Genomic DNA, 25,713 nt, shown 5'->3' with positions numbered 1-25,713 from the left:
CACATTATCTGTTTGATTGGAGTCTGCAATGAGGATTACTCAGTACGCACAGGGACAGGCTTGTTGGGTCGAACTGGCGAGCCATGACTGGCAGGGCGCACAGGCGTTTTACCACGCACTGTTTGGTTGGAATGCGGTGGAAATGGCGATTCCTAATGGTCATTTTTCGCTGTTTAATCTGGAGGGAGACGATTTAGGGGCCATGTATCAAATCCCTGAGTCGGAACCACAGATCCCTAGCCATTGGCGGATCTATTTTGCGGTTAAGGATATCGAAGCGACGGTTGCCGCCATCCTGGCTGCGGGTGGGCAATTACACATGGGACCGCATGTGGTGGGGGATGCGGGCGTGATGGCGCAGGTCAGCGACCCCGAAGGCGCACGTTTTGCCCTGTGGCAAGCGAAAAATCACTCTGGCTCGCGTCGCCAAGGTGAAGAAAATACCCTGTGTTGGGTGGAGCTGGCCTGTCTCGAGCCTAGCGCCGAAGCCAGTTTTTACACTCAAGTGTTTCCTTGGACCGCACTCCCCAGTCATGTGCCCGGCATCGATTACACCGAGTGGCAAATCGACGGTCAGTCTATGGGGGGCATGATGAAAATGATACCGGAATGGGGCGAGATCCCCGCCCATTGGATGCCTTATTTTGTGGTGGCGGATTGTGATGCCTTTGCCGCTAAGGCGCAGGGGCTGGGCGCACAGCTATGCGTGCCGCCAAGCGATATCCCCGATGTGGGACGTTTTTCGGTGATTGCCGACGCGCAAGGGGCAACCTTCGCGGTCATCAAGTTAAATGCGCTATCTTAAACTGGCGAGGAGATATTTCGGCATAAGTGATTATAAAAACTAGGTTTATTGAAGTCGTACCTAGGTTCTATATGGTCTTATGTCGAAACGCTTATTTTTTATCCGCTACTGGCTACACCTTAAACTCACTCACTAAACCATCCAGCTGTTGACCTATCCCCAGCAAGCCATTAGCAGAGCTGGCAGCCTGTTTAACCCCTGTCAGAGTACGGTTGGCGCTGTCATTCACGCTGTTGATCGACATATTAATTTCTTCCACCACGGTCGACTGCTGCTCGGCAGCGTGGGCCATTTGCGAGACCGAGTGGGTGATCGACATGACCATTTCGGTGATAGTCGAGAGAGCCGATTCCACTTGGGTCACTTGCTCGACCGTGCTGTTGGTGGCTTCTCGGCTTTGTCCCATCATGGTCGCCGCTGAGCCCGATCTATCCTGCAGTGTTTGGATGATTTGCTGGATTTGCTTGGTCGATTCTTGCGTTCTGCTGGCAAGTGAACGTACTTCATCGGCCACCACGGCAAAGCCACGTCCTTGCTCGCCCGCCCGCGCCGCTTCGATGGCCGCGTTGAGCGCCAACAGATTGGTTTGCTCGGCAATGGCGCGGATCACATCCAACACGGCACCAATCTTATCGCTGTCGTTACGTAACTGTTCTATGGTCGTGGCCGAGGCTTCGACTTTGCTCGCCAGTTCCCTCATCGAATGGGTGGCGCGAGTGACTGTCTCGCGGCCGAGGAGGGCTTGCGCTTTGGCATCCTCCGAGAGCTTATTGGCAGTATCGGCACTGGCAGCGACTTCGACGGCACTGGCGGCCATTTCAGTGATGGCCGAGGCGACGAGTTGGGTTTCATTTTGCTGCGAACTCATATCTTGGGTCGCGCTGTGAGTCACACTGTTGAGCTGGGTTGATGCGCTAACCATTTGAACTGTCGTGTCTTTAACTTCGGCCACTAACTGCTGGATCCGCAGCACAAAGCGGTTAAAGTTTTTGGCAAGTTGGGTCAGTTCGTCATGGCCGTTTACGGGGAGGCGCTGAGTGAGATCGGCCTCGCCATCGGCGATTTCATTCAGTAGCGCCACTACTTCACGTATGGTGCGCAGCAGGCTTTGGGTCACTATCACGGTAATAAAGGCGGAAAGCAGAATCGCGATCAGCAGGATAATGTTGATAAAGATGATTTTTTGGCTGACTTCCTTGGCGGCGATATCGCCCGCTTCAGAGAGGAACTTCATGGTATTGTCTTGCAGATCTGAGGTTATCTGCGCCATTTCGATGCCGATATTATCGAGCTGCACTATGGCTTGATTGCGGTTGTTAATCGCCTCAAAAACCCCGTTGGCCGCTTGTTCATACTCGCTGAGCAGTCCGGCGGCTTGCTTGACTTGTGATTGATAGCTCAAGTTATCGAGCGCGGCGGCAAGCTCATCCATAGTGGTATGAGTGTTGACGATTTCATCCCGAAAACGCTGAGCCTGATCGGCTTGGTTATCGAGGAGAAACTTGCTGACATAGAGACGAGCCAAGAGCAGTTCACGCAGATTTTTACCGGCGAAGAAGGCGCCCTGAACATCGCCATCGGTAAAAGAAGACTGCATGATCTGGGAGATAATTTTCTCGATTTCGGGCCCTTTGACATCGAGTATGCCGGTGACTAGCTTGGCTCTTTGCTGCTGATTAGTCACGACTTGGCGATTAAAAATATCCACATACTCTTTTTCATGGGCAATGATCTGCTCAAGCATTTGAGTTCGCTCAGGATTATCTATATGGGCTTTGGCCTTTGCCAATATGTCGCGGGTTTTGCTGTCTTGGGCGCTAAATTCGGCTGCCGTCTCGCTGGAGCCGGTTTTGACATAGGTTTTTACCGTGAGGCGCAGGCGATAAATTTCCTGTAACAGGCTACTGGTGAGATCGCTTTCTGGGGCAAGATCTTCAGTAACGGCGCGCATCCGATTATCAATGTCGGTCAGGGCAAAGTAGCTTAATACCCCTAAAGTGATAAGCATGGCAACGAGAAAGACAGGAACGATTGCAAGCTTTTTAGTGAGCGTTAACTGATTGATAGAAAACATAGTTACCTCAGAGTGAACTTGTCTTCCATGGCTTGGATTAAAGCGCTAGCTCCTGTACTAGGCACGGCTTGTTTGAGTATAGGAGACATATCCTGAGGAAAAGGGACAGCTTAAATGAAGTTTCGTTAATATTGGACGAGGCGTTTGCGAGGGATAACCGTTTTTAGCCTCTTGGTTTATAAGCGGTTGCCAGTGGCGATATACCTCACCACTGGCTGTATGCGGTTAGTTTGGATTGTCGATAAACAGTGTGGCCGGGCAATTGGTTTTTTTCGCCTTCGGCGCCTTCGCGAGCAGACTCGGCAAAGAGTCGGAATTGTTGATGACTTGAGGCAGGTTGATGCGGATTTCATTCAAGAGTCCTTTGGCGCAGTCTAGGGTGACTTTAGTGTGCGCACCTTGGCCAAAGCTGGCATCAAAGCTCTGATTTAGCTCCTGTTGAGTCACTTTTTTACCGATTCTTTCATGGATAAATTGTTGCACCCATGCCGAGGCATTCACTTCCTGTGTCAGCTGAGTCGCGAGTAAGAAGTAGTCATTAGGGTCTTGGTTGCGACAGGTGCCATGTTTCCACCATTCATGGCGCTCTAAACAGCTGCCGTAGCGGGCGCTTGGCATCACTTCCTCGAGATTTTTTTGAACGGAGGCATTGAGAGGCACCTCGGGATAATCACAAAAATCACTCGGTTGTTGTTTCACGCTGCTGCAAAAGCCGTAACGGGTGCCACATTGCTGACGATTCGGCCAGAGGCCATGCAGGCTAAAGTGTTGCCACTGAGGCGCATCACTGTTCTGGCTCAAGGCGCGGCACTCAGGTTTACGGCTGCCATAGAGTTCGCAAAAGGTGCTCTGCCAACTCAGGGCGAGCACATTGGAGTCGTAGTTATCTTCGATTTGGCACACATTGCCTTGGCGCTTCTCTGGCGTGCCTCGTTCTTGCGGGGTTTCACTCTTAACCGCCGTGCTCTCGCTAGTGAGGCTTGTTTGCGCTGGCTCGACATTAGCGGTGGGTTGAGCGGTCGCAATGGATTCGGCGGGGGCTGTAGCTGCGGCATTGTATTGTCCGCAATCACCTTTTATCCAACGTAGTGGCGAGCTGTTGGCATTGGTTCGCACCCTGAGCCAATCGGGGTTGGCACTGTTACCTAAAATTTCGGCAACGGGATAACGTTCGCCAATATTGCTCTGCCAATCATCGGGATTGGTTTGTTTATTTTTAGACTGAAACAGTTCACAGCGCTTGTTGGCGACAAACTCTCCCGAGGCAGGGGCCGCCTGAAGTGCGATGGGCGTAAAACCTATCAACAACAGCCCCAGCAAGCCAAAGCTATGGCGATAAATACCTGCGCGGTTGTGGATGGGAAGAGAAAATAAAGCTGTCATTCGCTGGCGTCCTTTCTGCTAAGGCGGTGGTACAAACACATGATGTTGCAAGCTGCTATTGTGCAGTGAAATTACCGAATACGCGAATAGGATATGGACTGAAAAGCTACTTCGAATTCAAAAAACATAACCCCTAGCGTTAATCTCGCTAGGGGTTATGGTGAGTTAAAGCAAAGGGTTATTCTGCTTTATTGATTTGGCGAGCGTAGATCAACAGATACAGTGCAGGCAGAACAAACAGCGACAATATCGGCGCTGTCACCATACCGCCGACCATAGGTGCGGCGATTTTTTGCATTACATCGTTACCCGAACCTGCGCCCCACATGATGGGCAAGAGGCCGAAGAAGATGGTTGCTACTGTCATCGCCTTTGGACGGATCCGCATGACCGCACCTTCAATCAAGGCTTCTTTTAAGTCCTCGACCGTGTGGTAGGTGTTTTTCTCTTGCCTATGCTTAATGGCGTTATTGAGGTACACCAACATCACCACCCCGAATTCGGCGGCGACCCCCGCAAGGGCAATCATCCCCACGGCCACGGCGACCGAGATGTTGTAGTCGAGTAGATACAACAGCCAAGTGCTACCCACGAGGGCGAAGGGAAGACTGAGCATAATAATGCTGGCCTGCATGGTCGAGCCAAAGGTCATCATCAGTAGGATAAAGATCACCCCGAGTGCCATGGGGATCACTTGCTTAAGCTTGGCATCGACCCGCTGCATGTACTCGTACTGACCCGCAAAGCTGTAGCTGTAACGGGCAGGAACCACGAGTTCCTCATCCAAGGCTGTTTTGGCAGCCGCGATATATTCACCAATTGAAGTGCCTTCGATATCGATAAACACCCACGAAATTAAGCGGCCGTTTTCACTCTTAAGCATAGGCGCGCCATCGGTAATTTCGATATCGGCCAAGTTACGCAGTGGCAAATAATGGCCAGATTTAGTGATCACCGGCAGTTCGCGCAGTTTCTCGATATTGTCACGCAGTTCGCGTGGGTAACGCAGGTTGATGGGGTAGCGCTCTGAGCCCTGCACCGACTCGCCAATATCCATACCGCCAATCGCGTAACGTACTACATCTTGGATATCCTGTAGTGTCATGCCATAGCGGGCGGCTACATCGAGTTTGGGGCTGATATCAATATAGCGACCGCCACCACTGCGTTCGGCGTAGGCCGATTTGGTGTGCGGCACTTTACTTAAGATAGCCTCAATCTTAGCGCCTAGGGTTTGTAACTCATTGACATCGGCGCCAGTGATCTTAATCCCCACGGGGGTTTTAATCCCTGTCGACAGCATATCGATACGAGTTTTAATCGGTTGTACCCAAGCGTTGGTTAAACCAGGCACTTTCACCGTTTGCTGTAGCTGATTAATGATGCCGTCTAAGGTCATGCCCTCACGCCATTCGTCATGGGGTTTGAGCATAATCGTGGTTTCGAGCATGGTCAGCGGCGCGGGATCGGTTGCGGTTTCGGCGCGGCCGACTTTACCGAATACGCGGGCGACTTCAGGGACGGTTTTAATCAAACGGTCGGTCTGTTGCAGCACTTCGGCGGCTTTACTGGCGCTGATCCCAGGCAGTGCCGTTGGCATATAGAGTAAATCCCCCTCCTCGAGGGCGGGCATAAACTCACTGCCCATGCGCGTCATAGGATACCAAGCGCTCGCCAATGCCACTAAGGCAAGCACTATGGTGACTTTAGGGAACTTAAGCACCAGTTTTAATGCCGGTTGATACAGGGCAATCAGCACGCGACTGATGGGGTTGCTGCGCTCGCTTGGGATTTTCCCACGGATAAAGTAACCCATGAGAATGGGCACTAAGGTGATAGATAAAAACGCGGCCGCCGCCATGGCAAAGGTTTTGGTGTAGGCGAGCGGTGCGAATAAGCGTCCTTCCTGCGCCTCTAGCGCGAAGACGGGCACAAAGCTTAAGGTGATGATAATCAGCGAGAAAAATAGTGCTGGGCCGACTTCAATCGAAGCCTCGGTCACAATGCGCCAATGCTCTTTTACCGAAGGCTCACGGTCGTGCTCGGCTTTAAAATGCTCCAAATGTTTGTGCAGGTTTTCGATCATCACTATGGCACCGTCGACGACCGCACCGATAGCAATGGCGATACCGCCAAGGCTCATGATGTTGGCATTCACGCCCATTTTGTTCATCACGATAAAGGCGATGAGAATCGATAGCGGCAAGGTGATAACAGCCACTAAGGTTGAGCGCGCATGCAGCAAAAACAGCAGACACACTAAGCCCACGACCAGCATTTCTTCGACCACTTTGCTGAATAGGTTATCCACGGACTTTTGGATCAGTTGCGAACGGTCATAGGTTGGAATGATTTCCACGCCGTCAGGCAGACCGGTTTTTAACTCTTCAAGTTTGGCTTTAACCGCATCGATAGTTGCGAGGGCGTTTTCACCGTAACGCATGACCACAATGCCGCCCACGACTTCACCTTCGCCATCTAGCTCGGCAATACCGCGGCGAGAAGCCGGGCCTTTACGGACGGTCGCAACATCCTTAAGCAATAAACCTGTGCCGGATGGGCTAGTGATCCCTAAAGGAATCTCACGGAAATCCTCTAAGGTTTGGCGATAACCCTTAGCGCGCACCATGTATTCGGCTTCGGCCATTTCGACCACAGAACCACCGGCCTCGCTGTTGGCTTTATCGATCGCTTGTTTAACGGCGGCGATATCGAGCTTATAAATCGCCATCTTGTCTGGCTCAAGCACGATCTGATAGGTTTGTTCCATGCCGCCAACGGTCGCAACTTCGGAGATGCCGGCAACACTTTGTAGCTCGAGTTTGAGATACCAGTCTTGCAAGCTCTTGAGCTGAGACAGGTCTAAGTTGCCGGAGCGATCGACCAGTGCGTACTCAAATACCCAACCCACGCCTGAGGCATCGGGGCCGAGTGAGGGTTGTACCCCTTGAGGTAAGCGACTGCTGATCTGGCTTAAATACTCCAACACCCGCGAGCGCGCCCAATAGATGTCGGTGCCATCTTCGAAGATCACATACACATAAGAGTCACCAAACATCGAGAAACCCCGCACGGTTTTTGCACCGGGCACGGCTAACATGGCGGTTGAGAGTGGGTAAGTTACTTGTTCTTCAACCAATTTTGGCGCTTGACCCGGATAAGGAGTCTTAATAATCACCTGTACGTCGGATAAGTCCGGCAGGGCATCGAGCGGCGTTTTACGCAGCTCCTGTATCCCCCAGACAGTGATCATCATGGCGATAATCAACACCATGAGCCTTTGTCTGATAGAGGACTCGATAATATATTTCAACATAATCCGCTCCTAGTGCTGATGGCCGCTGCTTAAACGCATTAAGCTGCCCTTGAGGCTGGCCTCGGAGTCGAGTAGGAATTGTCCCGATGTCACCACGCGTTCACCTTCACTGAGACCCGAGACTATCTCGGCCTTACCTTGGCTCATCATGCCGACCGTCACGGCCTTAGCGGTAAAGCTGTCATCGGCCTGTTTCACTATCACGCGGTTTTCTTTACCCGTTTGGATCAGGGCTTCCTGCGGGATCACTAACACATCTTTATTGGGCCCGCCGAAGAGCGAGACCTTGGCAAGCGTCTTAGGTCTGAGGGAGACATCGGTATTATTCAGCACCACACGCACTCTTAAGCTGCGGGTGATGGGGTCAAGCTCTGGGTAGATATAGTCAATGGTGCCTTCGATACCGCTGATATTCATGGCGGGAACAGAGACTTCGGCTTTCTGCCCTAGGGCAATCCAGCTTTGCTCGTTTTCAAACACATCGGCGATCACCCACACTTTGGAAAGGTCGACAACCGACATCACCTCAGTAGAGGGTTGGATATACATGCCATCGCGCACATCGAGTGCTTTGACAATGCCATCTTGCAGGGCATAGAAAGGCACGCGGTACTGGGTCTGACGTGAGTCTGCAAGTTGTTGAATTTGCTTTTCATTCATCCCAAGTAGTGACAAGCGTAATCCCGCTTTACGGACTAAATCCTGATAACGGCTACCATTACCCGCAGACTTAGCGGTATCGAGCGCTAATAGATAGTCATCCTGGGCGTTAATCAGATCGGGTGAATAGATCTCGTATAACAGCTGGCCTTTTTTGACTGAGTCGCCAACGGATTTGATCATCAACTTCTCAATCCAGCCAGTAACACGGGCGTGCACATGGTTGATTTGGCTCTCGTCGTAGTCGATTTGGCCGACGGTTTCGACAAACTTCCATAGGGTATCGCGTTTAACCTCGGCCACTTTCAGTGCAAGCGCCTGTTGCATGCTGCCCGAGACATTGAGGTTGATTTCTTGGGTATTACCGCCGGTTTCAACCTTTTCTAAATTCATGCCGCAGATAGGGCAAGTGCCTGGCACATCGCTAATAATGTGGGCGTGCATAGGGCAGACGTATTTTATGGTTGCCCCTGAACTTTGATTTTTGACTAAGCTATTGGCTTTAGGCGTTGGTGTATCAAAGACTTGCGCCGCATTTTGGCTTGCGCCACTGGCTTGATGATCCGCATGTTGGCCGGCAGTGCTTGCCTCTTCCTCTTCTTCCTTCTCAACGAGGAACATATTGCACTTAGGGCAACGGCCGGGTTCGTGACTTTCGACCTCAGGGTGCATTGGGCAAGTGTAGGTTTTGACTTGATTTGCGCTGTTAGTATCGCGCGCATGTTCGTGGCCCGCTTCAGCTTGTGTTGCAGCATTAACGAGCTGTGCTTGGGTTAACCAAGGCGTTCCCATCAGTAGGCTGCTGAGTATCAATACAGCCTTAGGGCCCGGCTTTTTTACTTTATTAAATTGCTTCATATGCCTCATCTCCAGCCTAGCTTAGTGGTGCGCGTGGTCTTTGTGCATTGCACCGTCAGCCATTTTTTCTTCAGTCGCTTTTGGCTCTAAATTCATGCCACATTTAGGGCAAGTGTCACCTTTGTTACCTGTCACTTCTGGGTGCATAGGGCAAACATAGGTTTGAGCTTGTTCCTGTGGCGCAGCATTGTCATGGTGGTGCTCATGGGGCGTTGCCGTAGCAAACACACTGGTGCTGGTCATTAAAAATGCAACTAAGGCAAGATTAGTTAAGGTTTTCATATTGTTCACTCCATCGGGTTTGGTAGCCGAATATGAGTGCATAAAACGTGACTGGTATTATTCTGCGCCGATAACCTGCGCGAATAGGGCTGCCATAGCGGTCAGCGGGATCAGTACTACGCTTTTGCTTTACTCTGGGTGCTGAGTTGTTGGTGCACCACAATAAACGGCGAAATAAATTGTTAGCGTTGTTCGCCCTGAAAAAGGGCACAATCAGGCTAGGCTATCGGCGGTTTGAAGGCCGAAGACAGGGAGATAGAGTGGAAATGAGGCATAGGAGTGGCCACTGGGGTATCACTCAGTCCAACACTGGGCCAAAGGTGTGGGCTGAAAAGAGTGCCGGCAACTGAAATCGTTAAACAATGTCCACAGTCATTAAGACAAGATGTGGTGCCATCACAGCAGTGCTGCTTCGCGCCGGGAAGCATTTGATCGTTACAGCAATCTGTACTGGCCATTGCACCTGAATCAGCTCGGTTCTCTGTGTTCATCTGCATCATGGCGGCATGGTCCATTCCTTGGCTGGAAGGGTTATGAACCATAGCGCTCATTTCCATAGAGCGCATCACCATCGCGTGACCATTAGACGCAACACTTTGCCCGACGAGTGCGAGTAAAGTGAATATGACTAATAGTGAACGACCTAGTGTGTGATGCATAAATATTCCAAATAATGAACGGCTCGATTTTAGCATAGAGGCATTATCCTGCAATGAGTTAACTCACATTTCAGTTAATGCCCCTGTTTATAAACTCCTACGGTTTAATTATTTTGAGGGATGGTTTTCCAACATATCCGCCATTAATTGGCTGTGGTTTTGCAATGGCTGTGGCTGTGGCGTCGCATCATCCACACTTAATTGAATGCTGGGATTTTTAATAAAACGTCTCGCATCCGCCTCACTGATTAATTTAGGCGTGCTAATTTGGTAATTAGACTGAGATGCAACATCTAAGGTAAAGAATAAAGGTTCTGACTTCACCCAAGTGCCGCTGTCGTCCGCACGGTAGTTGAATACATCTTGATATTTAACTTCAACCAGTACTTTACCTTCGGGCAGTTCAACGGGTTTAAACGCTTTAGTGGCTTGACCATTAATGCTGACAACATTGAGGGTTTCTGTACCTTTTAGGGTTGCTGCGTTAGCCGTCATGCTAATCGCCAGAGTGCTCATGATTAAAGTCGCGCCAACTAAGGTTTTGTTGATTAAAGTGGTTTTCATAATAAACTCCAAAAATTTGCTATATCGCGTGAGCGCGCAATCGTGGCGTCATCATCGCGGAATATTGAATCGATTTAATTGCTAAAACTTAAAACAGATCGGTTACAGCAAATTGGAGTTGGGAGGGGGTGTGGTTACCCCGAGATCGGCCGTTTGAATCGCCCAGCTTTGGACTGCAATACGCTTACTCGCATGGTTCATCAGTGCGAGTTGGGGTTGTGACGTAGAGAGATAAAGTTGTGCGAGACAATGGGTTTTACAGTGGTTGGTGAGGGAGTCTTGGCAATGCAGCATGCATTCGTCCGAAGGACAATCGGGCATAGTACACTTCATCTTGCCATCGACCATCTGCATGCTGGGCGTATCGTGGAAGTCATTCATCGCTGAAGTTGGCATAGCATTCACCATCGCCGATTGGGCGATAAGTGAAAATAACAGTGCTATGGTGATCCAAAACTTAGCCATAAAAACTCACTTAAAATAATGTCTACCTCTAATGACCATTAAAGTTGGTGAAAAGTTTCATACTCATTTTGTTTTTTTATGTATCACACTGTGGCTTTGCAGGTTAAATGTCGTCTTGATCACATTTTTGTATTCTAAAAATGATTTCATTGCCTTAGCTTCATAAGGTAGTACTTAATCATTGGTCGCTTAGCATAATGATTAATGTATTAGCGTGAGTTGAAGTACCCTCAAGCTCTGCTAAGCTGGGTTGAGTGAGTTATGTATTAAGAGTTAGACCTAAGTCTCATTTTGCACTTTTAAGTTTAAATTAATGGGCATTTTTAGGCTTAAAATCAAATTTCTAATAAATGAAAAAATATAAAATAGTCTTATAAAAACTAATTTTGACAATATTTTTTGGAGATAGAGTGATGAACTGGCGTGCACTATTTAAACCAAGCGCAAAATATTCCATCCTGGCGCTGATCGTCGTCGGTATTGTTGTCGGTGTTGTGGGCTACTTTGCAACCCAGCAAACCTTACATGCGACAAGTGAAGACGCATTCTGTATGAGCTGCCATAGCAACCACTCATTGAAAGATGAAGTGTTAGCTTCTGCCCACGGCGGTGGTCGTGCGGGTGTGACTGTGCAGTGTCAAGACTGCCACTTACCACACGGTCCAGTGGATTACCTAATTAAGAAGATCATCGTATCTAAAGACTTATACGGTTTCTTAACGATCGATGGCTTTAACACTCAAGCTTGGTTAGACGAAAACCGCAAAGAGCAAGCAGACAAAGCATTGGCTTACTTCCGTGGTAATGACTCTGCAAACTGCCAACACTGCCATACTCGTATTTACGAGAACCAGCCTGACACTATGAAGCCAATGGCTGTGAGAATGCACAGCAACAACTTCAAGAAAGATCCTGAAGCAAGAAAGACCTGTGTGGATTGTCACAAAGGTGTCGCTCACCCCTATCCAAAAGGATAAGGTTTAGCACTTCAATAGCTTGATATTAAAATTAAAAGCCCTCGAAAGAGGGCTTTTTGCTTGCCGAGCATTAATTGGATTGGGATAAAACCTGTTTGCGAAAAGCCAAAAGGCTAAATACGCCGAAGATAAACACTTGCAGATAATCTTGCTTGCGTAGTGTCAGCAGGTTTTTAAACAGCATATGGAAGATGGCAACTTGGAAGCAATGCATCAAGCAAGTAATGCCGAGCAAGATATTGAGAATAATGCCGATATTGCCTGCAAAAGGCATAACAAGGTTATAAGCCATCATCAGCCACGCGATTAAGGTAATGGCTTTGCCCATATTGATCAGAAACGACATGCTATTCCTCGGAGTTAGCCTGAGAGTCTTCGGCTTGGTATTGATATAAGCGATAGCTGACTTGCCCTGCTGTCTTGTCTTTGAGCGGTTGCCAAGTCGCAGGTACTGCCATTTGAGTTAATTCCGACTCAATCTCCACATAAATTAGCGCGCCATCATTAAGCCAACCTTGGCTGTCCAATAGTTGAATGGTTTTTTCTGCCAAGCCTTTACGGAAAGGCGGATCGATAAACACCACGTCAAACCCTTGGTCGCAGCCATTTTGCAGCACGACTAGAGTATCGGCGTTGAGTACCTCGGCATTGTCGCACTTGAGGGTATTGAGATTCGCTTTAAGTTGCATGGCGGCAGGACGTTGTAACTCGATAATCTTGGCGTAACTGGCATAGCGTGAGAGAGACTCAAGCGCCAGGGCGCCGCTGCCACCAAAGCAGTCGAGCACCCTTGCGTGGGCTATATCATTGGCAAGCCAGTTAAATAGGGTTTCGCGGACTCTATCTGTGGTCGGCCGCAGGCCGTCTAAATCATGGATGGGCAGTTTGCGCGAACGCCATTGCCCGGCAATGATCCGCACTTGCCCACTACCGGCTTTCTTGTTGGCCGTTTGACTCTTGGTCACTTGCTTGTTGTTTGCACGATTATTAGCCAAAGTGCCCCCGTGATTTTGCCTGAAGAAAGAAAGTGGTAGACTATGCCACCTTTATAAAGGCCACTATTTTATATCAAACTCCTAGTAAAAGGTGAGAAGGCTGATAGAGCAGAACTAATTGCCGACTTTTTGGGCGTAATTGCCGCGGTAATCTGGTATAACGGCAGGGTCTTATTTTAAATTCAACACTGAAGTAGAGCGCTGGAATTACACATGGCAAAGAAAGGTTTTTTCTCCTGGTTTCGTAAAGATAAATCACAAGATGAGGTTGTCGAGCAAACCCCAGTCTCTACTCCATCGCAAACCGAGCAAGCCGAAGCATTAGCAAAGCAGCAAGCTGAAGAAGCCCGTCTCGCGGCTGAAAAGGCGGCCGCCGAACAGGCTTTAGCCGACAAATTAGCGGCCGAAAAAGCAGAAGCGGAAGCCCAGCGTGTTGCTGAAGAGCAAGCTGCACGTTTAGCCGAACAACAAGCGGCCGAAGCCGCGCGGTTAGCGGCGGAGCAAGCGCAGGCAGAGCTGTTAGCCGCTGAACAAGTAGAAGCCGAAAGAGTTGCTGCAGAACAAGCGGCAGAAGCAGAAGCAGAAGCCCTGCGCATTGCTGAAGAGCAAGCTGCACGTTTAGTCGAACAACAGGCCGCCGAAGCCGCGCGTTTAGCGGCGGAGCAAGCTCAAGCAGAAGCAGAAGCCCTGCGCATTGCCGAAGAGCAAGCTGCACGTTTAGCCGAACAACAAGCCGCCGAAGCCGCGCGTTTAGCGGCGGAGCAAGCTCAGGCTGAGCAGTTAGCCGCTGAACAAGAAGAAGCCGAAAGAGTTGCTGCAGAAGCCCAAGCAGAGCGAGCTGCTGCTGAACAGGTCCAAGCTGAACAACCCCTTGAGCAACAACCCGAACCTCAGGCAAAACCCGCCAAAGAAAGTTTCTTCGCGCGGTTAAAGCGCGGCTTGATGCGCACTAGCGAAAATATTGGTAGCGGTTTCATCGGGTTATTCCGTGGTAAAAAAATCGATGATGATCTGTTTGAAGAGCTGGAAGAGCAGCTATTAATCGCCGACGTGGGGGTTGAAACCACTTCACGCCTTATCCAGAGCCTGACCGAACACGCGTCTCGCAAGCAACTAAAAGATGCCGAAGCACTCTATGATTTGCTGCGTGATGAAATGCAGAAGACGCTCGATCCTGTCGCTATCCCTTTAGTGCCTGAAAATGCTAACGGCCCTTATGTGATTCTAATGGTCGGTGTTAACGGTGTGGGTAAAACCACCACAATCGGTAAACTGGCGAAGCAATATCAGCGTCAGGGTAAGTCTGTGATGTTAGCGGCGGGCGATACCTTCCGTGCTGCAGCGGTTGAGCAATTACAGGTTTGGGGTCAACGCAATAATATTCCCGTGGTGGCTCAGCATACGGGCGCAGACAGTGCCTCGGTACTCTTCGATGCGCTGCAAGCGGCCAAGGCCCGAAAGATTGATATCTTGATTGCCGACACTGCGGGTCGTCTGCAAAACAAATCGCACCTGATGGAAGAGTTAAAGAAAGTGGTGCGGGTGATGAAGAAACTCGACCCAGAGGCGCCGCACGAAGTGATGCTGACCTTAGATGCGAGCACGGGCCAAAATGCCATTAGCCAAGCGCAGCTATTCCAAGAGGCTGTTGGCGTTACCGGCATGACCATCAGCAAGCTCGACGGTACCGCCAAGGGCGGCGTGGTGTTTGCGATTGCCGACAAGTTTAAAATCCCGCTACGTTATATTGGCGTGGGTGAGCAAATTGATGATTTGCGTACCTTTAATTCTAAAGAATTTATTGATGCCTTGTTCACTCAAGAGAAAGCGGATAGCTAATTTATGATTGATTTTCAGCAGGTCAGTAAGATTTATCCTGGTGGCCAAATGGCACTGGAAGAGGTGAATTTTCATCTACAAAAAGGTGAAATGGCATTCTTAACCGGCCATTCGGGCGCGGGTAAGAGTACCCTGTTGAAATTAATCACAGTGATCGAGCGTGCCACCACTGGCCGGGTGGCGATTAATGGCCACGATATTGCCAAAATCAGTCCTAAACACGTGCCCTATTTGCGCCGCAATATTGGGATGATTTTCCAAAACCACCATTTATTGATGGACAGAAGCGTATTCGACAACGTGGCCTTACCGTTAGTGATTGAAGGTTTTTCCCACGGTGAGATTCGCAAACGTGTCGCTGGCGCGTTGGATATGGTGGGTTTGTATGGCAAAGAGCGCCATAACCCCATTATGTTATCCGGTGGTGAGCAGCAACGTGTCGGTATCGCCCGCGCTATTGTGAATAAACCGCCATTATTGCTGGCCGACGAACCGACGGGCAACTTGGACCCTAAGTTGTCGATGGATATCTTGCGCTTATTCGAAACCTTTAACGATGCAGGCACTAGCGTGCTTATCGCTACCCACGATTTGGGGCTGATTGCGCGGATGAAGTACCGCACTTTTACCCTGAAACAAGGGCGTATGCTCGGCGCACAGGAATTACACCATGGACACGCGACTGCTCGAGGTGATGCGCAATGAGTGACAACGCTAAATTAACGCGCAGCAAGTTGCCCATTTCGGGGCGTATCGTGATGTTTTTTATTCGTCATGTGCAGCAAGCCATGGCGAGTATGGGTGAGTTGTGGCGCAGCCCAGTTTCTTCTCTGATGACCATGGCGGTTCTCGGAGTGAGTTTAAGCTTACCTGCGGCGCTGCAAGTATTAGTGAAAAATGCCGAGACCATTACTAGCTCTTGGAACAGCGCGGCGGAGATTTCACTGTTTATCGATGAAAATCGCAGCGAGCAGACAATTCAAAGTTTGCTGACCCGTATCCGAGCCTATGCCGAAGTCGAAAAGGTGCAGTATATCGACCGCAATCAGGCGCTTGAGGAATTTCAGCGCCTTTCGGGGTTTGGTGAAGCGTTAGCCTATCTTGATAAAAACCCGCTGCCAGCGGTGATTACTGTGACGCCCACTCAGCGTTATTCGACCCCAGTGGGTGCCCGTGAGTTGTTGTCTAAGTTGGAGCGTGAACCAGAAATCAGTTTTGGCCGCTTAGATATCGAATGGCTAGAGCGTCTGCAAGCCGTGGTGCGCTTACTCGAACGTACCGTGATGGCGATTGCTGCCTTACTGGTGCTCGCCGTGGTGTTGGTGATAGGTAACACCATTCGCTTGGCGATTATGAACCGCCGCACCGAAATTGAAGTGATGAAGCTGGTTGGCGCCACTGAGTCCTTTATTCAACGCCCCTTCCTTTATACGGGCATTTGGTACGGGGTCATTGGGGGTGTATTGGCTTGGCTTATCATTAACTTATTGGTTTGGTACCTAGATTCTGCCCTCGCTGAGTTGCTCGGTTTGTACGGCAGTCAGTTAGAGATGAAATCTCTGACTTTTACCGAACTACTACAATTAGTGGGCTTAGCCTCCTTCTTAGGTTGGCTGGGGTCTTACCTTTCGGTAAGGCAACATTTAAGAGCGATTGAACCCTCTTAATGATCAATCATTTATCGTTTAAAAATACGAGTAGATAAGGCAAGCGATGAACTTTTGTTCACTTGCAATGTCTATTCAACGGGGTTAAAAGTAACACCCCAGACGAGCGAAGGTTGACATACTCTGTCAATTAGCCGATAGTTCGTCAGCTCATCCTCAAGGTGTTTTGAGTTAAACCACAGGATGAAATCGACTTATATTTGATAAGTAGTAAGAGAGTAGGAGCGCGAATGACCTTTCAAACGCAATCAATGGCACTAACAGTCCCTCAGGGCAGCAGTAGTTTAGAAGCTTATATCCATTCAGTGACTAGCATGACAATGTTAGACGCTGAGACTGAGTATGAGTTAGCCAAGCGTTTGCAGGAAACGGGTGATCTGCAAGCGGCGAAGCAACTGATTATGTCGCACTTACGCTTTGTGGTGCATGTTGCCAAGGGCTATTCAGGTTACGGTCTGCCACAGGCGGATTTGATCCAAGAAGGCAACATCGGTCTGATGAAAGCGGTTAAGCGCTTCGATCCCGATGTGGGCGTCCGTCTAGTGTCTTTTGCTGTGCACTGGATTAAAGCCGAAATTCACGAATATGTGCTGAAGAACTGGCGCATTGTTAAAGTCGCTACCACCAAAGCACAACGTAAGTTGTTCTTTAATATCCGTAAAGCGAAAACTCGCCTCGGTTGGTTTAGCGATGATGAAGTCGCAATGGTGGCAGAAAACTTAGGTGTATCTAAGGCCGATGTGACTGAGATGGAATCACGTATGGCGGCGCAGGATCCTGCGTTTGACCTCAGCAGTGATAACGATGATGAGCAGGATTTTGCTCCTGTGCATTATCTTGAAGATCATTCGTCGGATTTAGCCGAAAATATCGAAAACGATAACTGGGAATCCAATGCCCAAGGTCGTTTATTATCGGCCATCAAAACCTTAGACGAGCGTAGCCAGCACATTCTGCGTGCCCGTTGGTTAGACGATGATAAAACCACACTGCAGGAATTGGCAGAAACCTATCAAGTCTCGGCTGAGCGCATTCGCCAGTTAGAGAAAAACGCCATGAACAAGCTTAAGGCTTGTATGGAAGCCTAATTAGGCTCGGCGTGAGAACATAAAAAAACCTGCTGCGGCAGGTTTTTTTATGGCCGAATTTATCAAGAGTTATCAAGATTCGGATTGAATAGCGGCAATAAGTTGTTTGCGATTCACTTTTAAACCCGTTTGCTCGGTATGCTCAGGCCAGGGGTAATAGCGGCGTGGTCGTTTAAAGCGGGCGATTTTATCGGCGAGAAAGACTTCAAGCTCGGCCTCTATTGCACTCATTTCTTGGCTTGTGTTGCTGCTGACAGTTCCGCTGCGGACTATGTCACCACGAATAATGGCGGCGGGGAGTTGGCCGAAGGTGACGTCAGGCTGAGGGAAGACGATTGCTTCATCAATTAGCGGATGCAGTTTTAGCGCCGCTTCAATTTCCTCAGGCTGAATGTTTTCGCCACCACTGATAAACATATTATCGACGCGGCCCAAGATCTTAAGATTGCCGTTAGCATCCCATTCGCCCCAGTCTTTGGTATAAAACCAACCCTCGGCATCGAGTAGTTTTTCAATACCATTATCCGTGAGATAACCCATAAATAGGCAATCTCCTCGCACCCAAATCACCCCATCGATAATTTTGAGCTCACGCCCTGGGAGTAATTTGCCACTGGTGCCATCGCTTAGCGCTGGGCCTGTGGTGATTTGCGAGCCCATTTCTGTCATGCCGTAACTGGTAAAGCTGGCAATATGCCGCTGTTCGAGCTGTTTAAGCAAATCGACAGAAATTGCACCGCCGCCGAGTAGCAGGGCTTTAATGCTCTTGAGTGAAGCCTGTTTGTCGGCGAGTAGATTGAGTAACTGTGTCGGCACGAGGGAAGCATGGGTTAAGCCGTCGCGCTCGATTTGCGCCTCCAGCGGGAGAGCGGGATCCGGCAGCACTACCGTCGCCGCCACTAGGGCGCAGCGGTTGAGAATGGCGAGGCCGCCAATATGAAACAGGGGTAACGACAACAACCAAGCATCACCTGTGACCAGCGGGATAAGACTGCGAGCACCCTCGGCATTGGCAATGTGATTCGCAAGATTGTGCACGGCCGCCTTAGGAAAACCGCTGGAGCCAGAGGTTAAAATCACATTGCTTGGGCGATAAAGATCAAAAGCTATCGCTGCTTGCTCATTGTTTGGACTCACATCGAGGCTAAAATCCAGCGTGAGTTGATGACTGCCTGACAAGGCCAACTCCGCTTCGCTCCAATAGAAAGGGATTTGGTGGCTATCGATAAGCCCTTGAACTTGCGCCAGCGGAAAACGCGGCGAGATAGGAAAGAAAATTGCGCCAATATCCACACAGGCCCAATACAGGCAAATCATCTCTAAATTATTGCGGCTGATGCATGCCAATGGTTGCCCTTGGCCAACACCAATGCGCATGAGCTGTTCTCCCAAGCCCTGCACCATATGGCTTAAGCGGGCGTAGCTGATGTCATGCCCATTGAACTTAACCGCCGTTTGTGTGGGCGAGTTGAGCGCGGCGCTATGTAATGGCGAAATACCTTGCTGTGAAACGGATTGGGATGGAGCCAATGCTTGAGATTCGGACATCGGCAATTAATCCGGCTGTGTACTGGCGACAAGCTTAAGTTGATGAGGCTTCAAGCATTGTGGCTTGTTGCTTGGCACGATTAAGTCTTGGCTAAAGGCGCTCAAAGTATCGAGCCCTGGAATTTCATCGGGCGTCAGTATGGCGGCTAAATGGGCCAAGTCATTGATGCCTAAGCTGGCCTCAAGGCTTGAGCTTAAGATGCAGCGCACGCCATGGCTATGGGCCTCATCGATAAGGCGCTGAAGTTTTTCAATACTGCCCAGTAGCATGGGTTTGATGATGAGCGCCGTGAGCCCCTCATGCATCACAAATTGATAATCCGGATCATTGAGGGATTCATCTAAGGCGAAGGGCAGAGGAATAGCGCGATACAGGGTTTGATTATCCTGCGGATGCTGACAAGGTTCCTCAATATATTCAATGCTCTCTAGCGGTAAACAGGCTGCAAAGTCGAGGGCCTGCTCTAAGCTAAAGCCACGGTTGGCATCTAAGCGCAGCTTAAGATCGGGTCTCTGGCCTAAGATGGCATAAATCAGGCCCAACTCATCTTCCATTGAGGTTTGTGCGACTTTCACTTTGACTGAGTGTACGCCGCTATCGAGACTCGCAATTCTTGCTATTAATTCGGATTTTGGCGCATCCGCCGGCTGATAAATCAACGGCACTATGTTGGTAACTGGGCGCACTGACTCGAGTTTTCCGCTGAGTTTGGCATGCAATAGACTCAAGCCAAAGGCAATAGACGGATAAGAGCTCGCTTCGGCCTGCTCAAGCAAGCTATCGATAGACTGGTTTTGCAGGCTGGGCAATAACGCCACTAAGGCCTGCTGTACTTCATCTAGGCTCTCGCGGCTAAAACCGGACAACGGCTGTTGGTCGATATCAATCCCTGAGAGCGGCGCGATTTCAACCAGTTGCTCGCTTTCTTCACCCTCTGCTCGTGCTTTTGCCTGCAACACTAAGCCCGTTCTATGGTCGATACGCTGTTTCCCCACGGGTAAAAAGCGGTCTAAGGGCAGGCGATATAAGGACAAGCTGAGCGAAGTTAAGATCATATTTTCCCTAAATTATCTGTTTCAAGTCATCGATTTTTTAAGCTTGAGTGCGCTTAAGCAGGCGACTAACGCCGCGGGATTGGCTTGATGTATGTTATGCCCAGCCTGTTCAATCTGGTGCAAGATGATGGGTTGTTGTGCTTGCCAATCCTTTGCTATTGCAGTGAATTTCGCATCTTGGCTGCCAGCAAAAAAATGGCTCTCGCAAGCAAGGCTTGCTGGTACATCCCAGAGAGAGGCTTGGTGAGCCAGTGATGTGGCTAAAAAAATCTGTTTTAGAGTTTGCTTGGGATGTTGGTCGAGCAGCGCCGCGCGCTTGGCTATCAATGCATGCCGCGCCTTGTCGGACATATCGGCAAATACTGCCTGTTGATACCAAAGCTGTAAAAAATCTCGACTGCTTAAGCTGTGCAAGCGCTTGGCCCACAGGTTGTCGTTTTTACTGCGTGCGGCTTGCTCTGCGGTATCGGTTAGCCCTGGATGGCATGACTCTAGCCATAAGCTCAAAATGCGCTGCGGATACGCCTTGGCAAGGTGCAGCGCGATGCGGCCGCCGAGGGAGTAACCGTAAAGAAAAAACGATTCAACACCCAGGCGGTCGAGGCGGCTGATAATGTCTTGAACACAATAGTCGAAACCATTGGCGAGCGTCGATGGCGGCTCTTGCTGATTGTCGCCGTGTCCGGGTAAATCGAGGCAGATACAATGAAAATGCTGGCTCAGTTCGGGGATAAGCGGTAGCCAATCGGCCTTAGTCCCTAAAAAGCCGTGTAGCAGGACTAGGTTTGGCTGCGAGACTTCCCCGTAACGGGCCACGGTTGGCATTAGCTTTGTTTCACCCATAAATTCAGCGCGGCGATCTGCTCGCTGGCTTGATGTTGGCTCACACTGACTTCGATCACTGAGGCGCCCTGATAATCGAGCGCTTCGTGATAACAGCTTTGGAAGTCTGCTAAATTATCCACTTGATTATATGGCAGATTAAACATAGCAGCTGCGTAACCAAACTCTAAACCATGGCTTAAGCGGTAGTAATCACTGCGCAGCTCTTCGTTGGGAACGGGCAAGAGATTAAAGATATTGCCGCCATCGTTATTGAGAATAATGATCACCAGCGGACTGGTTAAGCTGCGGGCAATGGCAAAAGAGTTGAGATCATGCAGCTGGGATAAGTCCCCAATAATCAAGCTTGTGGGTTTACCTTGGTGTGCGGCAATGCCGCAAGCGGTCGCCAGTAAGCCATCGATCCCCGAGGCGCCGCGATTAGTGTAAGTGGTGGCAGTGCAGCAGCTCACTGGCGCGTACATATCGTACAAACGTACCGGCAGGCTATTGCCGATAAACAATTGCTGCTCCAGCGGCCGTGTATTGGCAATTGCACGGATAACCTGGGCTTCGCCAAACTCACCTTGATCGATATTACGCACAAATAAGTGATGCAATTCATCATTATAGGTGATTAGGGTGTTAGCCCAATTCGCCGACGAAGAGCGATACCAATTGAGTTGAGCAAATTGCGCGGCATTGGCATGCCAGATGTGTTTAGCATTATGGCTTGGGTCGAGCCTGTCCTGCTGTGGCAGCACTTGCCAGTAACTGTGCCAGTTTTGCTCGGCAAGGTAAGCAATCAAACGCTTAGACAATAAGCGTCCACCAAACACCAGCACTCGGTCAGCCTCTTGCAACAGATTGCGCGCCTTGGGATGTTGCAGTAGTTGGTCAATATTGCCTATCGCCGCCGGATGTTGCCGCAGCTGCGACTGGGCATCGGTCAGCAAGGGCCAACCAATCTTTTGCGAGAGGGCGATAAGCTGCTGTGGATCTTGCTCCGGCGTGAGCGTACCCGCGATGATGACGCCCTTACCGTGGACGAAACGCATAATGGCGTCATCGCTCGGGCTGCTGAGTTGTTCACTCTTACCGTATTGAGTGAACGGCCTAGCGTGTTGCAACCAAGTTTGCAGTGGCCTCAAATAAGACGATTCGCTATCGAGAATGCTGCCACTCATCTCACTCGGATATAAAGGTTCACGGTACATGCAGTTGATATGCACTGGACGTGTTTGGTTTGCCACCGCCTCATCGAGGGTTGTGAGCAACATCTGCGGTGCAATGTGCGCATCCGGCGTGGGCAGGTTTACCTGCTGGGCATAATTGGCAAAAATTGCCGGTTGCACTATGGCTTGGTTGGCGCCACAACCGAGTAACTCTGGCGGTCTGTCACCGCTTAAGACAATCAAAGGCACATGGGTGAGCCAAGCTTCGACTATCGCAGGATACAGGTTGGCGACGGCCGTGCCTGAGGTGGTGATAATTGCCACCGGGGCGCAGCTGGCTTTGGCTAATCCGAGGGCCATAAAACCTAAGCCGCGCTCATCGAAGTGCAAGTGACGTTTCAGCTTAGTTTGCTGAGCCGCGGCTAAGGTTAACGGTGTCGAGCGTGAGCCCGGCGCCATGCAGACATGCTGCACACCAAGACGTGCTAATTCTTCCAGAATCAGTGCGCCCCACATTAGGTTCAGTGTGGCTGTGTTTTCGGTTCGCATAGCAAGATCAATCAGGATAAAGATGGGCTTAGTGTAACGTGTTTGGCGGCTAAGATGTATGTCTGGCTTAACAAAAGGTAGGACAGGTTAGGTATTAAGCTTTTGAGTTAATGGTGTGCGTCGTGCGTATTTCGAACTGAAAAAAGGGGCCCGCACTGATGAGGATGCGAACCCCGCAGGGAACAGGTTTATTTTAATTGTTGATATTGTTGCATATGCATCATTGCGGGTAAGTTGTCAGGAGTGGCGTGACACTTGCCGCATTCTTTTTGAAGCGTTTCCTGGCTTGGTAATATAGGAGGTAAATCATCGCCCTCTTTCCATTGATGGCAATCAGGGCAAGCAACAATATCGATATGATGCTCTGTTTCAATCCATATATGTGCTGGAGTGGATTGCCATTTTTCATCATGGCAGCCATTGCAGCCATCAATGGCATAGACGACATTTGACAGCAAGCAAAATAGAAATACTGATAATAAAATACGCGCCATGATATTCTGCCTTGTATGTTTTTTTAGATTGTATGCATTAATAAATAAATGGCTTAGCCTTAGTGTTCATAAATGAGTCATTACGCATGACTTTCTATTTATGAAATATTCATTTTCAGATTTAAGTAATCTAGATGGTTTATCATTTGGAAATTAACCAGTAATGAGGCTTTTTATATGCAAGATTGCGATGTAAGGATTTTTTACATATTTAAATCCCTTTATGATAGCGGTAGTGCAACATTTGTGTCACAGCAACATTCTGTATCCCCCTCAAAAGTGAGTCGTTATATTGCCGAAATGAGAGAAGTCTATAATGACTCGCTTTTTATTAGGAAGAAAACTCACTTTATTCCAACAAAGAAAGCGAAAGAAATTTATCCTAAAATTTGTGAGATTATAGGGCTGATTGAAAGTTTAAGCGCCAATAGGCATGAACTTGAAGTAAAGAGAGAGTGTGTGATTGCTGTGCCTGCAACGTTGTGCGTAGGGCTTCCTGAACATCTAAACCGTGTTATAAAACAAGAGGGTTTGGATATCAGTTTAAAAGTCATTTCCTCGCATAGGGAAATCTGTACAACAGTCATCAGTGGTGAAATATGTATTGCGATTACTAATCGTGCCTGTACACAAACCATGGATTGTAATCCAAAATATTCAAATTTACTGCATGTTGAACCCATTAGCGTGGGTGAACATGTCTATGTCGTTTCAGCTGCAACTAGTGCCATTTGGCAAGAAAGCATTTCGCTCGATAATATTGCGAAATATCCATTTGTTGTTACTCAAGTTTCTGGTTTTAATGATGAAAAAGATCCCTTCGAGGTCTATTGCGAGCAGCGCGGACTTGCTTTAAATGTCTTTTTAAAAACACAAAACTTAGCCTCAATGATTGAAGCATTAATGTCTGAAAATACTATTAGCTTTATTGGGCCTAATAGTGCCGCCGCTTTCATCGCTAAGGTTCCTTCATTGAGGGTGGAAAAATTAGCAAATTGTGAATACCAAAGGTTACATGAGACAATGCATAAGCCCACATATTCCATGATTTACCTTAAGCGTAATATTGATGACATTCCCCCGTTGATTAAAAGTGAGGTTTTGCGTTTTATTTCTGATTCGGTTTGTGAAATTTAAAATTTAGAAATTTGAAAGTATAAATTTGTGAGCTAGTTAGAATTAGTGTTGGCTAATCTCAAGCCTAAAGAAAAACAATTTATAAACATTTTATTAACTTGCCGGTTGTTGGTAGTTATTTTATTTTAATGTTTTTCAGTGTGTTATATTGTTTGTGAGAATGATTTTCTTTTATTAAAATCCGTGATTTAAAGCGTGTTTTTAGTGTTTTTTAGCTGTAAATAGGTTTGTTGCTTATTCATTATTAACAATCGTTAACCTTTGATGTTTTGTGGTTATTATGGTTATGGATTTTTCATTGCTAAGTCATGTTAACCATAAGGCATTAAATATGAGATGGCGTAAAATTAAAACTCTGATAATGGGGGCTAGCCTGCTCCTTATATTATCTCCATCTGTTAAAGCGCAAGATATTCCATCAACTCATGAAACGGGAGAACAAATAGAAAAGGTACTCACAGATAAGTTTGCTGAAGGGAAATATTCCGCTAAAGGCGCTGATACTTGTTTAATGTGCCATCGTAAAAATAACACCGTTATGGCTATTTTTGATGGAGTGCATGGCGATATCAATAATAGCAAATCCCCAATGGCTGGATTGCAATGTGAGGCATGCCATGGGCCGCTTGGGCAGCATAATAAAGGAGGCAAGGAGCCAATGATTAGCTTTGGTTCTGGCAGTCCATTGTCAGCACCGAGCCAAAATACCGTTTGTTTAGGTTGCCATCAAAAAACTGAGCAAAGTGGCTGGCATAGCAGCTTACATAACATGGAAGAAATTGCCTGTGCTGATTGCCATAAAGTCCATGTAGCTAAAGACCCGGTGCTACAAAAGCAGCAGGTGAGCCAAGTGTGTACTTCTTGTCATACTCGGCAGAAATCCGATATGAATAAGCGTTCATCTCACCCATTAAAGTGGAATGACATGACCTGCATCGATTGTCATAACCCCCACGGCTCATTTAACGAGAGCGCCTTAAAAAAGACCTCGGTCAATGACACTTGTTATAGCTGTCATGCGGAAAAGCGCGGTCCTTTCCTGTGGGAACATGCCCCGGTGACCGAAAACTGCTCCACTTGCCATAACCCCCACGGTAGCGTGAATGATGCCCTCGTCAAGCAGCGAGTCCCTCAACTTTGCCAACAATGTCATGCCGATGATGGACATGCTAGTCGGGTGGTGACTCAGCCGGGGGCTGACGCGTTTGGTGCTGGTATGGGGTGCCTTAATTGTCATAGCCAAATCCATGGCTCCAACCACCCTAGCGGCAGCAATTTTGCCCGTTGATTAAGGAGTCTG

The 25,713-nt window shown here is 48.8% G+C and carries 23 protein-coding genes; 8 read left to right on the top strand and 15 right to left on the bottom strand.

Translation table 11 applies throughout. The features are described 5' to 3' along the window. The first annotated feature begins 28 nt into the window (after positions 1 to 28). Positions 29 to 805, top strand: coding sequence for a VOC family protein (locus tag ACUZ8J_RS20530; RefSeq protein WP_446694814.1), 777 nt, complete (start codon positions 29 to 31; stop codon positions 803 to 805). A 112-nt stretch (positions 806 to 917) separates the two neighbouring features. Here the strand turns inward: ACUZ8J_RS20530 and ACUZ8J_RS20525 are convergent, their stop codons facing one another. The 8 genes from ACUZ8J_RS20525 to ACUZ8J_RS20490 all read right to left on the bottom strand — a co-directional run bounded on the left by ACUZ8J_RS20525 (position 918) and on the right by ACUZ8J_RS20490 (position 11,066). After that, positions 918 to 2,879, bottom strand: a complete 1,962-nt coding sequence (locus tag ACUZ8J_RS20525) for a methyl-accepting chemotaxis protein (protein WP_446694813.1) — start codon at positions 2,877 to 2,879, stop codon at positions 918 to 920. Between the two features lie 225 nt (positions 2,880 to 3,104). Next, a complete protein-coding gene (locus ACUZ8J_RS20520) occupies positions 3,105 to 4,262 on the bottom strand; it encodes a ribonuclease T2 (RefSeq protein WP_446694812.1) in 1,158 nt (385 codons plus the stop codon). 178 nt (positions 4,263 to 4,440) lie between these two features. Beyond that, on the bottom strand, positions 4,441 to 7,578 hold the full coding sequence (locus ACUZ8J_RS20515) for an efflux RND transporter permease subunit (protein WP_446694811.1): 3,138 nt from the start codon (positions 7,576 to 7,578) through the stop codon (positions 4,441 to 4,443). A 9-nt stretch (positions 7,579 to 7,587) separates the two neighbouring features. Then, positions 7,588 to 9,096: an efflux RND transporter periplasmic adaptor subunit gene (locus ACUZ8J_RS20510; RefSeq protein ID WP_446694810.1), complete on the bottom strand. Its 1,509-nt coding sequence runs from the start codon at positions 9,094 to 9,096 to the stop codon at positions 7,588 to 7,590. A gap of 21 nt (positions 9,097 to 9,117) precedes the next feature. Next, positions 9,118 to 9,378 (bottom strand): heavy metal-binding domain-containing protein, encoded by a 261-nt coding sequence (locus ACUZ8J_RS20505; RefSeq protein WP_023266436.1) that lies wholly within the window; start codon positions 9,376 to 9,378, stop codon positions 9,118 to 9,120. A 218-nt stretch (positions 9,379 to 9,596) separates the two neighbouring features. Further along, the gene (locus tag ACUZ8J_RS20500) at positions 9,597 to 10,073 is read right to left on the bottom strand and encodes a hypothetical protein (protein ID WP_011624501.1); all 477 of its coding nucleotides are present in this window, start codon (positions 10,071 to 10,073) and stop codon (positions 9,597 to 9,599) included. Positions 10,074 to 10,145: 72 nt separating this feature from the next. Beyond that, on the bottom strand, positions 10,146 to 10,601 hold the full coding sequence (locus ACUZ8J_RS20495; RefSeq protein WP_446694809.1) for a DUF2057 family protein: 456 nt from the start codon (positions 10,599 to 10,601) through the stop codon (positions 10,146 to 10,148). Between the two features lie 102 nt (positions 10,602 to 10,703). Further along, the gene (locus ACUZ8J_RS20490; RefSeq protein ID WP_446694808.1) at positions 10,704 to 11,066 is read right to left on the bottom strand and encodes a hypothetical protein; all 363 of its coding nucleotides are present in this window, start codon (positions 11,064 to 11,066) and stop codon (positions 10,704 to 10,706) included. A 413-nt stretch (positions 11,067 to 11,479) separates the two neighbouring features. On the opposite strand from ACUZ8J_RS20490, the gene cymA reads away from it, so the two are divergent. Further along, positions 11,480 to 12,043 carry a NapC/NirT family cytochrome c CymA gene (gene cymA / locus ACUZ8J_RS20485; RefSeq protein WP_086902435.1) on the top strand — a complete coding sequence of 188 codons (564 nt, stop codon included), beginning with the start codon at positions 11,480 to 11,482 and terminating at the stop codon, positions 12,041 to 12,043. A 70-nt stretch (positions 12,044 to 12,113) separates the two neighbouring features. On the opposite strand, the gene ACUZ8J_RS20480 is transcribed toward cymA, so the two are convergent. Together ACUZ8J_RS20480 and rsmD are read right to left on the bottom strand one after the other, a co-directional pair. Continuing rightward, positions 12,114 to 12,389, bottom strand: a complete 276-nt coding sequence (locus tag ACUZ8J_RS20480) for a DUF1145 domain-containing protein (protein ID WP_109286735.1) — start codon at positions 12,387 to 12,389, stop codon at positions 12,114 to 12,116. A gap of 1 nt (position 12,390) precedes the next feature. Beyond that, a complete protein-coding gene (rsmD, locus tag ACUZ8J_RS20475; protein ID WP_446694807.1) occupies positions 12,391 to 13,038 on the bottom strand; it encodes a 16S rRNA (guanine(966)-N(2))-methyltransferase RsmD in 648 nt (215 codons plus the stop codon). Positions 13,039 to 13,251: 213 nt separating this feature from the next. Here rsmD and ftsY point away from each other — a divergent pair, with 213 nt between their 5' ends. The 4 genes from ftsY to rpoH all read left to right on the top strand — a co-directional run bounded on the left by ftsY (position 13,252) and on the right by rpoH (position 17,632). After that, positions 13,252 to 14,877, top strand: a complete 1,626-nt coding sequence (gene ftsY / locus ACUZ8J_RS20470; RefSeq protein ID WP_446694806.1) for a signal recognition particle-docking protein FtsY — start codon at positions 13,252 to 13,254, stop codon at positions 14,875 to 14,877. 3 nt (positions 14,878 to 14,880) lie between these two features. Continuing rightward, positions 14,881 to 15,582, top strand: a complete 702-nt coding sequence (ftsE, locus tag ACUZ8J_RS20465) for a cell division ATP-binding protein FtsE (RefSeq protein WP_011624494.1) — start codon at positions 14,881 to 14,883, stop codon at positions 15,580 to 15,582. Further along, positions 15,579 to 16,544, top strand: a complete 966-nt coding sequence (gene ftsX, locus ACUZ8J_RS20460; protein WP_011624493.1) for a permease-like cell division protein FtsX — start codon at positions 15,579 to 15,581, stop codon at positions 16,542 to 16,544. Before ftsE ends, ftsX begins: the two co-directional genes overlap by 4 nt. A gap of 230 nt (positions 16,545 to 16,774) precedes the next feature. Continuing rightward, positions 16,775 to 17,632 carry an RNA polymerase sigma factor RpoH gene (rpoH, locus tag ACUZ8J_RS20455; protein ID WP_011624492.1) on the top strand — a complete coding sequence of 286 codons (858 nt, stop codon included), beginning with the start codon at positions 16,775 to 16,777 and terminating at the stop codon, positions 17,630 to 17,632. 72 nt (positions 17,633 to 17,704) lie between these two features. Here the strand turns inward: rpoH and menE are convergent, their stop codons facing one another. From menE to ACUZ8J_RS20430, 5 genes are all read right to left on the bottom strand, one after another. Then, positions 17,705 to 19,180: an o-succinylbenzoate--CoA ligase gene (gene menE, locus ACUZ8J_RS20450; protein WP_446694805.1), complete on the bottom strand. Its 1,476-nt coding sequence runs from the start codon at positions 19,178 to 19,180 to the stop codon at positions 17,705 to 17,707. A 6-nt stretch (positions 19,181 to 19,186) separates the two neighbouring features. Beyond that, a complete protein-coding gene (gene menC / locus ACUZ8J_RS20445) occupies positions 19,187 to 20,236 on the bottom strand; it encodes an o-succinylbenzoate synthase (RefSeq protein WP_446694804.1) in 1,050 nt (349 codons plus the stop codon). A 21-nt stretch (positions 20,237 to 20,257) separates the two neighbouring features. Continuing rightward, entirely contained in the window at positions 20,258 to 21,061 is an 804-nt protein-coding gene (gene menH, locus ACUZ8J_RS20440) for a 2-succinyl-6-hydroxy-2,4-cyclohexadiene-1-carboxylate synthase (RefSeq protein WP_446694803.1), read from the bottom strand. Beyond that, positions 21,061 to 22,782, bottom strand: coding sequence for a 2-succinyl-5-enolpyruvyl-6-hydroxy-3-cyclohexene-1-carboxylic-acid synthase (gene menD / locus ACUZ8J_RS20435; RefSeq protein WP_446694802.1), 1,722 nt, complete (start codon positions 22,780 to 22,782; stop codon positions 21,061 to 21,063). The genes menH and menD overlap by 1 nt, the downstream gene beginning before the upstream one ends. Before the next feature lie 188 nt (positions 22,783 to 22,970). Next, entirely contained in the window at positions 22,971 to 23,276 is a 306-nt protein-coding gene (locus tag ACUZ8J_RS20430) for a hypothetical protein (RefSeq protein ID WP_446694801.1), read from the bottom strand. Positions 23,277 to 23,453: 177 nt separating this feature from the next. Between ACUZ8J_RS20430 and ACUZ8J_RS20425 the strand changes: the two genes are divergently transcribed. Both ACUZ8J_RS20425 and ACUZ8J_RS20420 read left to right on the top strand, forming a co-directional pair. Continuing rightward, the gene (locus ACUZ8J_RS20425; protein ID WP_446694800.1) at positions 23,454 to 24,413 is read left to right on the top strand and encodes a LysR family transcriptional regulator; all 960 of its coding nucleotides are present in this window, start codon (positions 23,454 to 23,456) and stop codon (positions 24,411 to 24,413) included. 331 nt (positions 24,414 to 24,744) lie between these two features. Continuing rightward, on the top strand, positions 24,745 to 25,701 hold the full coding sequence (locus ACUZ8J_RS20420; protein WP_446694971.1) for a DmsE family decaheme c-type cytochrome: 957 nt from the start codon (positions 24,745 to 24,747) through the stop codon (positions 25,699 to 25,701). Positions 25,702 to 25,713 lie beyond the last annotated feature (12 nt).

The sequence above is a fragment of the Shewanella sp. Koi 1 genome (assembly GCF_052907445.1).
This window is presented reverse-complemented; position numbering and strand designations above follow the sequence as displayed.

What these genes read in the sequence shown, in the direction of transcription:
- ACUZ8J_RS20530 (WP_446694814.1), top strand. Translation starts at nt 29, where the DNA reads ATGAGGATTACTCAGTACGCACAGGGACAGGCTTGTTGGGTCGAACTG.
- ACUZ8J_RS20525 (WP_446694813.1), bottom strand. Translation starts at nt 2,879, where the DNA reads ATGTTTTCTATCAATCAGTTAACGCTCACTAAAAAGCTTGCAATCGTT.
- ACUZ8J_RS20520 (WP_446694812.1), bottom strand. Translation starts at nt 4,262, where the DNA reads ATGACAGCTTTATTTTCTCTTCCCATCCACAACCGCGCAGGTATTTAT.
- ACUZ8J_RS20515 (WP_446694811.1), bottom strand. Translation starts at nt 7,578, where the DNA reads ATGTTGAAATATATTATCGAGTCCTCTATCAGACAAAGGCTCATGGTG.
- ACUZ8J_RS20510 (WP_446694810.1), bottom strand. Translation starts at nt 9,096, where the DNA reads ATGAAGCAATTTAATAAAGTAAAAAAGCCGGGCCCTAAGGCTGTATTG.
- ACUZ8J_RS20505 (WP_023266436.1), bottom strand. Translation starts at nt 9,378, where the DNA reads ATGAAAACCTTAACTAATCTTGCCTTAGTTGCATTTTTAATGACCAGC.
- ACUZ8J_RS20500 (WP_011624501.1), bottom strand. Translation starts at nt 10,073, where the DNA reads ATGCTAAAATCGAGCCGTTCATTATTTGGAATATTTATGCATCACACA.
- ACUZ8J_RS20495 (WP_446694809.1), bottom strand. Translation starts at nt 10,601, where the DNA reads ATGAAAACCACTTTAATCAACAAAACCTTAGTTGGCGCGACTTTAATC.
- ACUZ8J_RS20490 (WP_446694808.1), bottom strand. Translation starts at nt 11,066, where the DNA reads ATGGCTAAGTTTTGGATCACCATAGCACTGTTATTTTCACTTATCGCC.
- cymA (WP_086902435.1), top strand. Translation starts at nt 11,480, where the DNA reads ATGAACTGGCGTGCACTATTTAAACCAAGCGCAAAATATTCCATCCTG.
- ACUZ8J_RS20480 (WP_109286735.1), bottom strand. Translation starts at nt 12,389, where the DNA reads ATGTCGTTTCTGATCAATATGGGCAAAGCCATTACCTTAATCGCGTGG.
- ftsY (WP_446694806.1), top strand. Translation starts at nt 13,252, where the DNA reads ATGGCAAAGAAAGGTTTTTTCTCCTGGTTTCGTAAAGATAAATCACAA.
- ftsE (WP_011624494.1), top strand. Translation starts at nt 14,881, where the DNA reads ATGATTGATTTTCAGCAGGTCAGTAAGATTTATCCTGGTGGCCAAATG.
- ftsX (WP_011624493.1), top strand. Translation starts at nt 15,579, where the DNA reads ATGAGTGACAACGCTAAATTAACGCGCAGCAAGTTGCCCATTTCGGGG.
- rpoH (WP_011624492.1), top strand. Translation starts at nt 16,775, where the DNA reads ATGACCTTTCAAACGCAATCAATGGCACTAACAGTCCCTCAGGGCAGC.
- menE (WP_446694805.1), bottom strand. Translation starts at nt 19,180, where the DNA reads ATGTCCGAATCTCAAGCATTGGCTCCATCCCAATCCGTTTCACAGCAA.
- menC (WP_446694804.1), bottom strand. Translation starts at nt 20,236, where the DNA reads ATGATCTTAACTTCGCTCAGCTTGTCCTTATATCGCCTGCCCTTAGAC.
- menH (WP_446694803.1), bottom strand. Translation starts at nt 21,061, where the DNA reads ATGCCAACCGTGGCCCGTTACGGGGAAGTCTCGCAGCCAAACCTAGTC.
- menD (WP_446694802.1), bottom strand. Translation starts at nt 22,782, where the DNA reads ATGCGAACCGAAAACACAGCCACACTGAACCTAATGTGGGGCGCACTG.
- ACUZ8J_RS20430 (WP_446694801.1), bottom strand. Translation starts at nt 23,276, where the DNA reads ATGGCGCGTATTTTATTATCAGTATTTCTATTTTGCTTGCTGTCAAAT.
- ACUZ8J_RS20425 (WP_446694800.1), top strand. Translation starts at nt 23,454, where the DNA reads ATGCAAGATTGCGATGTAAGGATTTTTTACATATTTAAATCCCTTTAT.
- ACUZ8J_RS20420 (WP_446694971.1), top strand. Translation starts at nt 24,745, where the DNA reads ATGAGATGGCGTAAAATTAAAACTCTGATAATGGGGGCTAGCCTGCTC.